Annotated in this window: 13 protein-coding genes; 11 read left to right on the plus strand and 2 right to left on the minus strand. The window is 64.8% G+C overall.

The annotated features are described in order from the left end of the window. Nucleotides 1–83 precede the first annotated feature (83 nt). Nucleotides 84–980 (plus strand): SDR family oxidoreductase, encoded by an 897-nt coding sequence (locus tag FQ746_RS04960; protein WP_144107812.1) that lies wholly within the window; start codon nt 84–86, stop codon nt 978–980. A 26-nt stretch (nt 981–1,006) separates the two neighbouring features. Continuing rightward, nucleotides 1,007–1,972 (plus strand): alpha/beta hydrolase, encoded by a 966-nt coding sequence (locus tag FQ746_RS04965; RefSeq protein WP_144107813.1) that lies wholly within the window; start codon nt 1,007–1,009, stop codon nt 1,970–1,972. 36 nt (nt 1,973–2,008) lie between these two features. On the opposite strand, the gene FQ746_RS04970 is transcribed toward FQ746_RS04965, so the two are convergent. Both FQ746_RS04970 and FQ746_RS04975 read right to left on the minus strand, forming a co-directional pair. Continuing rightward, a complete protein-coding gene (locus FQ746_RS04970; RefSeq protein WP_144107814.1) occupies nt 2,009–2,848 on the minus strand; it encodes an NRDE family protein in 840 nt (279 codons plus the stop codon). A gap of 94 nt (nt 2,849–2,942) precedes the next feature. Next, entirely contained in the window at nt 2,943–3,983 is a 1,041-nt protein-coding gene (locus tag FQ746_RS04975; protein ID WP_144107815.1) for a YgfZ/GcvT domain-containing protein, read from the minus strand. Nucleotides 3,984–4,061: 78 nt separating this feature from the next. On the opposite strand from FQ746_RS04975, the gene mltG reads away from it, so the two are divergent. From mltG to otsA, 9 genes are all read left to right on the plus strand, one after another. Continuing rightward, entirely contained in the window at nt 4,062–5,072 is a 1,011-nt protein-coding gene (gene mltG / locus FQ746_RS04980) for an endolytic transglycosylase MltG (protein ID WP_144107925.1), read from the plus strand. Beyond that, nucleotides 5,072–5,692, plus strand: a complete 621-nt coding sequence (tmk, locus tag FQ746_RS04985; RefSeq protein WP_144107926.1) for a dTMP kinase — start codon at nt 5,072–5,074, stop codon at nt 5,690–5,692. The genes mltG and tmk overlap by 1 nt, the downstream gene beginning before the upstream one ends. Nucleotides 5,693–5,789: 97 nt before the next feature. Beyond that, nucleotides 5,790–6,824, plus strand: coding sequence for a DNA polymerase III subunit delta' (locus FQ746_RS04990; RefSeq protein ID WP_144107816.1), 1,035 nt, complete (start codon nt 5,790–5,792; stop codon nt 6,822–6,824). A 105-nt stretch (nt 6,825–6,929) separates the two neighbouring features. Then, nucleotides 6,930–7,442, plus strand: a complete 513-nt coding sequence (locus tag FQ746_RS04995) for a GNAT family N-acetyltransferase (RefSeq protein WP_144107817.1) — start codon at nt 6,930–6,932, stop codon at nt 7,440–7,442. A gap of 53 nt (nt 7,443–7,495) precedes the next feature. Then, the gene (locus FQ746_RS05000; RefSeq protein WP_144107818.1) at nt 7,496–8,287 is read left to right on the plus strand and encodes a TatD family hydrolase; all 792 of its coding nucleotides are present in this window, start codon (nt 7,496–7,498) and stop codon (nt 8,285–8,287) included. Between the two features lie 75 nt (nt 8,288–8,362). Then, complete coding sequence (locus FQ746_RS05005; protein ID WP_409932367.1) at nt 8,363–9,055, plus strand: ankyrin repeat domain-containing protein; 693 nt, start codon at nt 8,363–8,365, stop codon at nt 9,053–9,055. Nucleotides 9,056–9,222: 167 nt separating this feature from the next. Next, on the plus strand, nt 9,223–9,579 hold the full coding sequence (locus FQ746_RS05010; RefSeq protein ID WP_144107820.1) for a Rap1a/Tai family immunity protein: 357 nt from the start codon (nt 9,223–9,225) through the stop codon (nt 9,577–9,579). Nucleotides 9,580–9,792: 213 nt separating this feature from the next. Then, complete coding sequence (locus tag FQ746_RS05015; RefSeq protein WP_144107821.1) at nt 9,793–11,031, plus strand: mechanosensitive ion channel family protein; 1,239 nt, start codon at nt 9,793–9,795, stop codon at nt 11,029–11,031. Nucleotides 11,032–11,220: 189 nt separating this feature from the next. Continuing rightward, a complete protein-coding gene (otsA, locus tag FQ746_RS05020) occupies nt 11,221–12,633 on the plus strand; it encodes an alpha,alpha-trehalose-phosphate synthase (UDP-forming) (protein WP_144107822.1) in 1,413 nt (470 codons plus the stop codon). Nucleotides 12,634–12,652: the final 19 nt, after the last annotated feature.

Below are 12,652 nucleotides of genomic sequence, written 5' to 3' on the forward strand. Positions count from 1 at the left end.
CAATAGCGCGAACAGCAAATAATCGGCGCAGCGGCGCACCGGCGCAATCGGCGCAATCAGCGCAATCGGCAAGGGGACAAGCAATGTTCGAATTCACCGGCAAGGTGGCCGTGATCACCGGCGCGGCAAGCGGCTTCGGTCGCGCGTTCGCGGAGAAGGGCGCGGCGCTCGGCATGAAGCTCGTGCTCGCCGACGTGAATCCCGAAGCGCTCGCGGCCACCATCGACCCGTTGCGGGCGAACGGCGCCGAGGTGATCGGCGTGCCGACCGACGTCGCGGATGCCGCTCAGGTCGAAGCGCTCGCAAGAGCGGCGCTCGATGCGTTCGGCAAGGTGCATCTGCTGTTCAACAATGCGGGCGTCGGCGCGGGCGGTTTTCTGTGGGAGAGTTCGGCGAACGACTGGTCGTGGGTATTCGGCGTCAACGTGATGGGCGTGGCGCACGGCGTGCGCGTCTTCACGCCGATCATGCTCGCGCAGAACGAGCCGGCGCATATCGTCAATACCGCCTCCGTCGCGGGGTTGCTGTCGCCGCCGGCCATGGGCATCTATAACGCGTCGAAGCACGCGGTGGTGTCGCTTACCGAGACGCTGTATCACGACCTGCAACTGGCCCAGGCGAGTCAACCGGGCCATCCCGTCGAGGCGCCGGTGGGCTGCTCGTTGCTGTGTCCGGCCTTCGTGCCGACCGGCATCGCCAACGCCGAGCGCGCGCGGCCAGCCGCGTTGCGTAACACGGCTGGCCTGACCCGTTCGCAGATCGCCGCCGGCAAGCAACTGCAACGCGCGGTGCAATCCGGCAGGCTGACCGCGGCCGACGTCGCCGACATCACGTTCGAAGCAATCGGCGCGCGACGCTTCTACATCGTCACGCACCCGGGCATCATGGCGACCGTCAAGCTGCGTCACGAAGACATCGAGCAGTTGCGCAATCCCACCGACCCGATGTCGCTAAAGCCCGAAGTCAGGAACGAACCCTAAGAAGGCCAGCAAGGAATCAGAGCGCGATGCCGTTGAACCCTACGATCGCGCAGGTGCTCGACATGATCGCGCGCGCAAGGCGCCCGCAGTTTCACGAACTGACGCCGCAACAGGCGCGCGCATCGTACGAAAAAAGCGCGCCGATCCTGGAGATCGCGAGCGCGCCGATGTTCTCCGTGGAAGACCTGCAGGTGCCCACCCGCGATGGCGCGACGATTCGCGCGCGGCTGTATCAACCGGTCGAGCCGGATTGGACCGAACCGTCGGCCGCACTCGTGTATTTTCATGGCGGCGGCTATACGGTCGGCAGCGTCGATACGCACGACGCGCTGTGCCGGATGTTCGCGCGCGACGGCGAATGCGCGGTGCTGTCGGTCGATTACCGGCTCGCGCCCGAATACCGCTTTCCGACGGCCGTCGAGGATGCGTTCGATGCGTTGCGCTGGCTTCACGGGCACGCGGCGGAATACGGCATCGACGCGGCGCGTCTCGCGGTCGGCGGAGACAGTGCGGGCGGCACGCTGGCGGCGGTCTGTGCGGTACTCGCGCGCGACGCGGGCATCGCGCTCGCGCTGCAATTGCTGATCTATCCCGGCACGGGCGGCCATCAGCAGACGGAGTCGCAGCGTCGGCTGGCTTCCGGCTATCTGCTGTCGGGCGAAACGATCCAGTGGTTCTTCGAGAACTACGTGCGCGAGGCAAACGACCGCGACGACTGGCGTTTCGCGCCGCTCGACGGCCAGCGCGGCGCTCCCGCATTCGACGGACTCGCGCCGGCCTGGATCGCGACCGCCGAATACGATCCACTAGGCGACGAGGGCGCGGCTTACGCGCAGAAGCTGCGCGCGGCGGGCAACCGGGTCGCATTCCGATGTTATGCGGGGATGATCCACGAATTTTTCAAGATGGGCGGCTTCGTGCCCGAAGTGGCCGACGCGCATGCGGATGCCGCGGCTGCGTTGCGCGCGGCGTTTTTTGCGGCGAAGGCCTGAAACCGGACGCTTTGCTGCGCAACGTGGTTCGAGGTATCAGGCCAGTTCGCGCTCGACGTTGAAAGCGAAACTCCGCTCGAAGTCGCCGGGCCGCACGATCCGGTGCGAGCCGTTGTCGTCGCTGCGTTCGGCGACGGCGACGCCGATCACCTCGCCATGCGCGACCACCCGCAGCGCAGTCGTCCCGCGCGTGCCGTAATCCGGCGTGTCGATGAACGCCGCCGACAAGGCTCGCTCGCGTTCCAGCGCAATGCCGGTGGCGGGCAACTGGTCATCGCGTGCAATACGCGGATCGCGCATCAGGTCGATTAGCGTTTCGAGCGGCGGCATCGGCTCTTTGCACAGCAGCGCGCTCAACTCGGCGCGCTTGCCGACTAGCTTCGGCCACGCCGTATCGAGCACCGCGTTCGACATGCCGTGCGTGCCCGCCGTGAGCAGCGCGGGCGCGGCCGCTGCGCGGTTGCAGTACCAGCCCAACTCGCGGCGCGTCCAGTCGCCGATCAGCAGGTTGAAGCCGTTATAAAGATCGCCGCTTCTGGCGACATCCTGCAGATACGCCAGCGGCGTCGTGCCGGGTTTGGCGTTGGGCGTCGATGCGCCGAGCCAGTCGCTGACGAGGGTGCCGCGCGTCGGCGCATCGGCGCGCATCTCGTGCGGCGCGCGGTAGTTGGTCAGCGCGGCGAAGCGGCCGTCGCGCGACAGGCCGAGCCAGGTGCCCCCGCCGACCAGATCGCGCCCGGCCAGCACGCCGGGTGCATCGGCCCACCAGGCGATCGGCTCGGCAGTCCGGCGAAAGAATTCGTCACGATTTGCCGTGAGCGTGAACAGTGCGCCCTCGAGCGCGTCCGGCCGCCAGTCGAAGACGATCAGGCACATCGGCGAACACTCCGGGAAAGACGATGGCGGCGCACGAGGCGAGCAAAAAGCGGCGCCGTGACTGGACGCCGCCGTGGATCGACGGGCAAAAGGATCAGACCTCGGTCGGCAGGCCGTAGGGCAGCGCGAGGAAGTTCAGCGCCGGACCGTCCGCTGTGCCGAGATGGACGGTACCGTCTTCCAGCGCCGCCAGCTTGATCTCGACCAGCATGTCGACGCCGCCTTCCTGCGCGGATGCGGCATTCACCACCATTCCGCAAGGCTGGCCCGGATCGGCCGAGTGGAACAGTTCCGCGCCGGCCTTGACCGTGTCCAGATCGCCGGCGACGTTGGCGAGCGAGGTGCGCCGCTTGATCGTGCCGCGATACTGGCTGCGCGCGACGATTTCCTGACCGGGGTAGCAGCCTTTGCGGAAGTTCACGCCGCCGAGCACGTCGAAGTTGATCATTTGCGGCACGAACTGTTCGACCACCGGCTGCGTGATGCGCGGTTCGCCCGCGCGGATGTCGAGCCAGTCCCACACGGCCGGCGAGACGCGGGTCAGCGCGGCGTCGAGCGTGGGCAGATGCGCGTCGATCTGCGCCCTGGCGCCGATCCACAGATACCGCAGGCGCCCGAGCGCGTCGGGCACGCGGATCAGCGAACCCGCGTCGCCGTCGACCTGACCGTGCACGCCATCGGGCAATGCGTCGAACACGCCCGAGAGCGCTTGCCGCACGTCACCGGCGAGGCCGATCACGGTCAGTTCGTCGCTGGCGTCCGCGAGTTTCGCCTTGGCGCGCAGCACGAACATGGATAGCCGTTTTTGCACCGCGGCCTGCACGTCTTTCGACACCAGCAGGCGAATCGTCTCGCCGGTGCGCCACGTCAGGAACGATGCCAGCAGACGGCCCTTGGCCGTGCAATAGCCGGCGAGGCGCGCAGTGGCGGCGTCGAGATGCTGGGTGTCGTTGGTGAGCTGGCCGTGCAGGAAACTGGCCGCGTCGTCGCCGGTGGCGTCGATCACGCCGAATTGCGTGAGCGTCGAGAAAGCGCCGTGTTCGAGCGCGGCGGCGAATTCAGCAGCAGCGGGACGAGGCAGGACGGGAAGGGCCGATGAGGCTGTGCCTGGCGCGGTAGCGAGCGGTGTGTTCATGGATTTCCGGAACAGTCAATTCTGACTTTGGCTGAGGCAAACAAGTATTATATGCAGTCACACTCAGCCACGTTCCGCATGTCCCTGTTCACGAAATGTTTCATCGCCGGCTCGGTTGCCGTGGCCATCGCCGCGGCGGGGGTCGCCGGCGGTTACTACTGGGCCCGCAGCCCGCTCGTTCTGTCTCCCGCGCAACTCGACGTGACGGTCAAGCCGCATAGCAGCCTGCGTAGCGTCACGCTGCAACTGAATCGCGGCGGCGTGCCGGTCGAGCCCGAACTGTTCATCGTCATGACACGGCTGCTGGGGCTGCAAAGCGATCTGAAATCGGGCAACTACGAGTTCAAGTCGGGCGTCACGCCCTACGAAGTGCTGCAGAAAATCGCTCGCGGCGACGTCAACGAATACGTCGCCACCATCATCGAAGGCTGGACGTTCAAGCGCATGCGCGCCGAACTCGACGCGAACCCGGCGCTCACGCACGACACCGCCGGCATGAGCGACGCCGATCTGATGAACGCGATCAACGCGCCGGAAGCGACCCTTGGCAACGGCGAAGGGCTGTTTTTCCCCGATACGTATCTGTTCGACAAGAACACCAGCGACCTCGACGTGTACCGCCGCGCGTACCGGTTGATGCGCCTGCGGCTCGACGAGGCGTGGGTCGCGCGCGCACCGAACCTGCCGTACAGGACGCCGTACGACGCGCTGACCATGGCGTCCATCATCGAAAAGGAAACCGGCAAGAAGTCCGACCGGCCGATGGTGGCGGCGGTCTTCGCGAACCGTCTGCGAGTGGGGATGCCGCTGCAGACCGACCCGACCGTGATCTATGGAATGGGTGAGAGTTACGCCGGCCACATCCGCAAAAAAGACCTGCAAACCGACACTCCCTACAATACCTACACCCGCATGGGCCTGCCGCCGACGCCCATCTCGCTGCCCGGCGTCGCGTCGCTGCAGGCCGCGATGAACCCGGCGCAAAGCACCGCGTTGTACTTCGTCTCGCGCGGCGACGGCAGCAGTATCTTTTCTGACACCCTCGGCGATCACAACAAGGCCGTGGACAAATACATTCGAGGGCAATGATGGTGCGGGGCAAATTCATCACATTCGAGGGCATCGACGGGGCGGGCAAGACGACGCACCTCGACTGGTTCCGTGCCCGCCTGGAAGAGAAAGTGGCGCGCGCGGGCCATGCCGTCGTCATCACGCGTGAACCGGGCGGCACGCCGCTCGGCGAGCAGATTCGCGAAATCGTTCTGCATCAGAAAATGGACCTGGAAACCGAGGCGTTGCTAATGTTCGCGCTGCGCCGGCAACATCTGGCCGACGTGATCGAACCGGCGCTGGCGCGCGGCGACTGGGTGCTCTCGGACCGCTTCACCGACGCCACCTTTGCCTATCAGGGCGGCGGCCGCGGCTTGCCGCGCGACAAGCTCGAAACGCTGGAGCGCTGGGTGCAGGGCGGGTTTCAGCCGGATCTGACGGTGCTGTTCGATTTGCCGCCCGATATCGCCGAAGAACGGCGCAGCGCAGCGCGCGATCCCGACCGCTTCGAGAGCGAAACGACGGCGTTTTTCAACCGCACGCGGGCGGAATATCTGCGCCGTGCGGAGGAAGCGCCGTACCGTTTCGCTATCATTGACTCTTCGCAGACCATCGCGCGAATTCAGAAAAAACTTGAAGAGTTGGTCGCAGGCCTATGATTTTTAGACATTAATACCGCGTCGAGCCGAGAGCGCTCCAAGTTAAAGCAATGTCTCGCGTAATGCTTATAACCAGCTGATTTAAAAAAGAAACCCGATGATTTATTCGTGGCAAGCCGATGACTGGAACCGCCTGCAGCAATTGCGTGGCCACTGGCCGCATGCCTTGCTGCTGCATGGCCAGGCAGGCATCGGCAAGCTGCGCTTCGCGCAGCATCTCGCCCAAGGTCTGCTCTGCGAGGCGCAGCAGCCAAATGGCGAGCCCTGTAGCGCGTGTGTCGCGTGCAACTGGTTCACGCAAGGCAATCATCCCGACTACCGGATCGTCGTGCCCGAGGCGCTCGCCGCCGAAGCGGGCATCGGCAACGCGGCCGAGGAAAAAGCCGACAAAGGCGACGGTGACGAAGGCAAGAAAACCCGCGCTCCGAGCAAGGAAATCAAGATCGAACAGGTGCGCGGCCTGCTCGACTTCGTCGGCGTGGGCTCGCATCGCGGCGGCGCGCGCGTCGTCGTGCTGGCGCCGGCCGAGGCCCTGAATGTCGCGGCCGCCAACGCGCTCCTCAAGACGCTCGAAGAACCGCCCGCCGGCGTCGTGTTCCTGATGGTGTCGGCGCGCATCGACCGCTTGTTGCCCACCATCATCAGCCGTTGCCGCCAATGGCCGATGACCTTGCCCGCGCCGGCCGCCGCGACCGAATGGCTGACGGCCCAAGGCGTGGCGCAAGCGCCCGCGCTGCTCGCCGAAGCCGGCGGCGCCCCGCTCGCGGCGCTGGCGCTCGCCAGCGACGAGAACCGCACGTTGCGCGACTGGACGCTCAAGCAACTGGCCGCCGGTCCCGAGTGCGACGCCTTTGCGTGCGGCGAGGCGCTGCAGAAGCTGCCGGTGCCGCTGGTGCTCGGCTGGTTGCAGCGCTGGATGTACGACCTGCTCGCACAGCGTACGGCGGGCGCACCGCGCTATTTCCCGCAGGCGTCGGTCGCGCTGACCCGTTGCGCCGCGCAGGCCGATGCCAATGCGTTCGCCCGCTTCATCCGCACCGTGACGCGTCAGCGTGCGGTGGAAAATCATCCGCTGAACGCGCGGCTGGTGTTCGAGGAACTGTTTATCGGTTACCGCGAACTGTTCGCGTGAGCCTGTCCGGGCCGGGCGGGTAAAGCGCGGCGCGCCGCCGGTGCCGCCGGATCAGCCTGAATTCCCGCCCGCCCATTCGTTTTCCCTTCTTCTCTTCATACCGCCATGAGTCTTGTCTACCGCGATGCCACGCTCGACGATCTGCCCGCCATCGTCGCTATCTACAACTCGACTGTGCCGTCGCGGCAGGTGACCGCCGACCTCGAGCCGGTCACGGTCGAAAGCCGCCTTGCGTGGTACCACGCGCACGACCCGCAGAAGCGGCCGCTGTGGGTGGTGGAAGACCCGCAGCAGCCGGGCCGGGTGATCGCGTGGCTGAGCTTTTCGGATTTTTACGGTCGTCCGGCTTATTTGCGCACGGCCGAAGTCAGCATCTATCTGGACGAAAGCGCGCGCGGCAAGGGCCTCGGCAAGCAGTTGCTGGCCGCCTCGCTCGACACGGCGCCGGCGCTCGGCATCGATACGGTGCTGGGTTTTATCTTCGGCCACAATGACGCGAGCCTGCGCCTGTTCCGCGGCTTCGGTTTCGATACGTGGGGGTCGCTGCCGCGCGTGGCCGTGCTCGACGGCGTGGAGCGCGATCTGGTGATTCTCGGCAAACGGCTCGATCCGGCCTGAATCTGCCCTCGGCGCTCCGCTCATCCTCAGGCCATTAACCCGCAGGACTCACCATGTTTGTCGACTCGCACTGCCATATCAACTTCGAAGGATTCGCCGACCGCCTGCCGCAGGTGCTCGAAAACATGCGCAGCCTGTCGGTCACGCATGCGCTGTGCGTATCGGTCGATCTGGAGACGCTGCCGTCCGTGCTGAAAATCGCCAGCGAGCACGAGAATATTTACGCGTCGGTCGGCGTGCATCCGGATCACGAGGATATGCGCGAGCCGAGCCTCGCCGAGCTGGTCGACTTGGCCCAACACCCGAAGGTCGTCGCCATCGGCGAAACCGGCCTTGACTACTACCGTCTGGAAGGCCGCACGATCGCCGATATGGAGTGGCAGCGCGAGCGCTTTCGCACCCACATTCGCGCGGCGCATGCCACGTCGAAGCCGCTGATCATCCACACGCGCTCGTCGTCGGAAGACACGCTGCGCATCATGGCCGAGGAGCGCGCGAGCGAGCCGGGCGGCGTCATGCACTGTTTCACCGAGCCGTGGGCGATCGCCGAACAGGCGCTCGCGCAGAATTTCTATATTTCGCTGTCGGGCATCGTGACGTTCAAGAGCGCGACGGACGTGCAGGACGTTGCTCGCCGCATGCCGCTGGACCGTTTGCTGATCGAAACCGACTCGCCGTATCTCGCGCCGGTACCGTATCGCGGCAAGCCTAATGAACCTGCGTACGTAAGTTATGTCGGACGCTTCATCGCGCAGCAACGCGAGATGCCGGACACGGCGCTGGCCGCGGCGACCACCGCCAACTTCTTCCGGCTTTTCAAGATTCCCGCGCCCGTTGGCGTGTGAATCGATAAAATTTTAGAAATATCAAATGGATAGGAAATTTTCCTAAAGTAAAATATGACGAATAATTCGATGTCGATGGGAACGCTTCAACAGCAAGTTCGCCGCAGCGCGTCGCGGCTGTCGCTGACGGTCGCGCTGGTCTGCGCGGCGCTGACCTCGCTTCTGTCGGTATCGGCGCATGCCGCGCCCATCGACTCGCTGATCAAATCGGTGAAGTTCGACGACGTCGACGGCGTCAACAAGCTGCTAGGCCGCGGGCTGGACCCGAACAGCGTCGACGACCAGGGCATTCCGCTGCTGGTTCTGGCCGCACGCGAGAAGTCCGACAAGGTGGGCGCCGTACTGGCCGCCAACCCCAAAACCAACATCGAGATTCAGGACAAGGCCGGCGAAAACGCAATGATGATGGCCGCGCTGAACGGCGACGCCGACTTCGTCAACCTGCTGATCGCGAAAGACGCGGAGGTGAACAAGAAGGGCTGGGCGCCGCTGCACTACGCCGCCGCGAACGGTCACGATGACATCGTGAAAATTCTGCTGGACCATTCGGCCTACGTCGACGCCGGTTCGCCGAACGGCACCACCCCGCTGATGATGGCGGCGCGCGGCGGTCATGTTTCGACGGTCAAACTGCTGCTCGACAACGGCGCGGACCTCACGGTGAAGAACCAGATCGGCCTGACCGCGCTCGATTTCGCGAAGACCTATAAGGAGCCGGACGTGGTCGAAGGCCTGACCGCGCGGTTGCAGCAGATGCAGCAGAAATAAAGGCTTGAGCCGTTCTGCTCGACACGTCGTTTTTGCCGAAGATCGCGGTGGCAGGCCTGCTGCCGCTTCGCAAAACAGTGCAGAATGGCGACTTGGCGCGCCCTAATAGGCGCGCTTTCCGGATGCGGCGCGAGACCGCCCGATAAACGACCCTGAAAAGGAACACCATGCTGCGGGTTTTGATTTTCGCCAGCGCGCTTGCCGTCCCGCTATCGGCCGCCGCGTTTACGGGAGGCGACCTCAACAAGCTGTGCACCAAAACCGACGTGGCCTCGCGTAGCGCGTGCGCCGCGTATATCGAAGGCGCCGCCGACGGCATTTTCAACACCATCGACGCGATCGGCGGAACTACCGGGCCGCGCGTCGGCCAGTACTACTGTCTGCCGCAGGACGCACGCTCGGCGCAACTCACCGACGCGGTGCGCAAGTACATCGCCGAAAATCCGAACGCTGTTGGCTATAACGCCAGCACGGCCATTTCGCTGGGACTGGGCAAGGCTTTTCCTTGCAAAAGCGGCAGCTGAACGCCGGAGCAGCGCCCCCGGGGTGTGATGTGAAGCGCGTCGTGAAGGTTGCCGTGAAGGTTGCCTTGAAGCGCGTCTTGAAGCCGCTTTGAATCTCATGTGAAGCCGGTCCGACACCGGCGCGGAGGAGGTCGATCCGCGCCGGTGGGCTATTGCCGCCCAGCAGGTCAAGCGGTCCAGTCCATCCCGCCATTCTGGAGGAGCTCGCCCGACATGCCTACTTTCGACGACCTCAGCCGTATCGCCGATTCCCCGATGCATAGCTGGCTCGGCGCGCTGATCGTGTCGGGTTTCGCGCTGCTGCTCGCCATCGGCATCCATTACGTCGGTTCGCGCATCGTTACGCGCGTGGCCCGGCCGTATCCGCTCACCAGCGTCGTGCTGCGCTATATCGACAAACCGTCGCGCGTCGCGCTGATGATCCTCGCGCTCGAGGCCGTCTGGTGGGAAGCGCCCGATACGCTCACGTTCATCACGCCCTTGCGCGACGCCGCGGCCATCGCGCTGATCGGCTCGATTACGTGGCTCTCGGTGCGCTCGGCGGCGGCGATCGGCGAGGCCATCATTCAGGCACATCCGCTCGATACCGCGGACAATCTGCACGCGCGCCGCATCCACACGCAGGCGCGGGTGCTGGCGCGCTCGGTGATGCTGGTCATCGTGATCGTCGGCGTGGGCGGCGCGTTGATGACGTTCCCCAACGTTCGCCAGATCGGCGCGAGCCTGCTGGCGTCGGCGGGCGTGGCCGGGCTGGTCGCCGGTATCGCCGCGCGGCCCGTGCTCGGCAATCTGATCGCCGGTTTGCAGATCGCGCTGTCGCAACCGATCCGGCTGGACGACGTGGTCGTGATCGAGAACGAATGGGGGCGTATCGAGGAAATCACCGGCACGTACGTGTCGGTGCGGCTGTGGGACCAGCGGCGGCTGATCGTGCCGCTGCAGTGGTTTATCGAAAACCCGTTCTCGAACTGGACGCGCAGCAGTTCGCAGATTATCGGCACGGTGTTTCTGTACGTCGACTACCGGATGCCGCTCGCGCCGCTGCGCGAAGAGCTTGCGCGAATCGTCGAAGATGCGCCGGAATGGGATCGCCGCGTGCAGGTTCTGCAGGTGACCGACGGCACCGAGCGCTCGATGCAGTTACGCGCGCTGGTCAGTTCGCTCGATTCCGGTTTGAACTGGGACTTGCGTTGCCGTGTGCGCGAGGGGCTGCTCAGCTTTATCCAGCAGCGCTTTCCGGAATATCTGCCGCGGGCGCGCGCGGAAGTGTCGGCGGAACTCGAAACCGGTCAGGGCACGGCGCTCGACTGGGTGCCGCGCAGCACGCAAACGCCGGCCGGCAGCACTGCGGCGCATACCGAAGCCGATCCGGTCGCGAGTCGCACGGGAAGGACGGCGCAGTCAATTCCACCGCCGACCACCAGCGCCGAACGGGAGAAAGAGAAGGTTTAGCCGCCGGGCAGGCACGCGCCGTGCAACTGATCCGGCACTAAAGCGGTCGAACCGCTTTCCGATTGAAGAATCCGGCGCGATGCCGGCGTGTTTCATCTGTTCCAGATCATCGACGTGCTGCTGCATTCGAGACATCATGAGCAACCGAACCGCGCTGTCGCGCCGTGCGAACCAGGGAGGACAAGCACTATGGGGCGACTGATCGTCGTGTCGAATCGCGTCGCAACGCCGACGGAAACCAAAGGGTCTGCGGGCGGTCTCGCGGTCGGCGTATTCGGTGCGCTGAAAGATGCGGGCGGCGTATGGTTCGGCTGGAGCGGCGACGTGGTGAGCGAAACCGTCGCCAATGCCGGCCCGACTCTCGTGCAGGAAGGCGCGGTGACGTTCGCCACCGTCGGGCTCACGCGCAAGGACTACGACCAGTACTACCGCGGGTTCTCCAACGCCACGTTGTGGCCGGTGTTCCACTACCGCAACGATCTCGCGCGCTACGAGCGCGAGGAATACGCGGGCTATCGGCGCGTCAATGCATGGCTTGCCCACAAGCTCATCAAGCTGCTCGAACCGGACGACGTGATCTGGATTCACGATTACCACCTGATCCCGTTCGCCGAAGCGCTGCGTAACGAAGGCGTTACGAATCGCATTGGTTTCTTCCTGCATATTCCGTTTCCCGCGCCGCAAATCCTGCTCAACATTCCGCCGCACGAAGAGCTCGTGAAGTCGCTGTCCTGCTACGACCTGCTGGGTTTCCAGACCTCGACCGACGAAGAGGCGTTTCACGACTACGTGGTTCGTCATGCGCAAGGCAAGGTCACCGACGGCAATCGGGTCGAAGCATATGGGCGCAAGCTGCGCACGGGCGTGTATCGCATCGGCGTGTTTCCCGATGAAATCGCCGAGCAGGCGCAGCGCTACGAAGGGCGGCAGCACGTGCTCGATTTGAAGCAAAGCCTGGAAGGCCGCAAGCTGATCATGAGCGTCGACCGGCTCGATTATTCGAAAGGGCTGGTCGAACGTTTCCGTGCGTTCGAGCATCTGCTGGAGCGCTCGCCCGAGTGGCGCGGCAATGTCACGCTGGTGCAGATTGCGCCGCCCACGCGTTCGGACGTCGCGACCTACCAGAAGATCCGCCAGGACCTGGAGTACGAAGCAGGGCGGATCAACGGGCGCTATTCGGGCCTCGACTACACGCCGATCCGTTATCTGAACCAGCAGTACGACCGCTGGAAGCTGATGTCGCTGTTCCGCGAGTCGCAGATCGGCTTCGTCACGCCGTTGCACGACGGTATGAATCTCGTCGCCAAGGAATACGTCGCCGCGCAGAATCCGGAAGATCCGGGCGTGCTGGTGTTGTCGATGTTCGCGGGCGCGGCGGCTGAACTGACCGGCGCGCTGCTGGTCAATCCGCACGACGCCATCGGCATGTGCGAAGCGTTGCAACGGGCGTTGCAGATGCCGCTCGACGCGCGTCAACGTCGGCATGAAATCAACATGGCGGCGCTGCGCAAAAACGATCTGGGCGTGTGGCGCGACAGTTTTCTGCGCGACCTGCGCAGCGTGCCGGTGCGCAAACCCGGCTCGCGCGGAGGACACAAGTAATGTCGCATGGCCCGGTGCA

The organism is Paraburkholderia sp. BCC1886 (assembly GCF_900996245.1).
Lineage (GTDB): Bacteria > Pseudomonadota > Gammaproteobacteria > Burkholderiales > Burkholderiaceae > Paraburkholderia.

Bases quoted from the DNA above. Each gene is read 5' to 3' on its own strand.
- FQ746_RS04960 (WP_144107812.1), top strand. From the start codon at position 84: ATGTTCGAATTCACCGGCAAGGTGGCCGTGATCACCGGCGCGGCAAGC.
- FQ746_RS04965 (WP_144107813.1), top strand. From the start codon at position 1,007: ATGCCGTTGAACCCTACGATCGCGCAGGTGCTCGACATGATCGCGCGC.
- FQ746_RS04970 (WP_144107814.1), bottom strand. From the start codon at position 2,848: ATGTGCCTGATCGTCTTCGACTGGCGGCCGGACGCGCTCGAGGGCGCA.
- FQ746_RS04975 (WP_144107815.1), bottom strand. From the start codon at position 3,983: ATGAACACACCGCTCGCTACCGCGCCAGGCACAGCCTCATCGGCCCTT.
- mltG (WP_144107925.1), top strand. From the start codon at position 4,062: ATGTCCCTGTTCACGAAATGTTTCATCGCCGGCTCGGTTGCCGTGGCC.
- tmk (WP_144107926.1), top strand. From the start codon at position 5,072: ATGGTGCGGGGCAAATTCATCACATTCGAGGGCATCGACGGGGCGGGC.
- FQ746_RS04990 (WP_144107816.1), top strand. From the start codon at position 5,790: ATGATTTATTCGTGGCAAGCCGATGACTGGAACCGCCTGCAGCAATTG.
- FQ746_RS04995 (WP_144107817.1), top strand. From the start codon at position 6,930: ATGAGTCTTGTCTACCGCGATGCCACGCTCGACGATCTGCCCGCCATC.
- FQ746_RS05000 (WP_144107818.1), top strand. From the start codon at position 7,496: ATGTTTGTCGACTCGCACTGCCATATCAACTTCGAAGGATTCGCCGAC.
- FQ746_RS05005 (WP_409932367.1), top strand. From the start codon at position 8,363: ATGGGAACGCTTCAACAGCAAGTTCGCCGCAGCGCGTCGCGGCTGTCG.
- FQ746_RS05010 (WP_144107820.1), top strand. From the start codon at position 9,223: ATGCTGCGGGTTTTGATTTTCGCCAGCGCGCTTGCCGTCCCGCTATCG.
- FQ746_RS05015 (WP_144107821.1), top strand. From the start codon at position 9,793: ATGCCTACTTTCGACGACCTCAGCCGTATCGCCGATTCCCCGATGCAT.
- otsA (WP_144107822.1), top strand. From the start codon at position 11,221: ATGGGGCGACTGATCGTCGTGTCGAATCGCGTCGCAACGCCGACGGAA.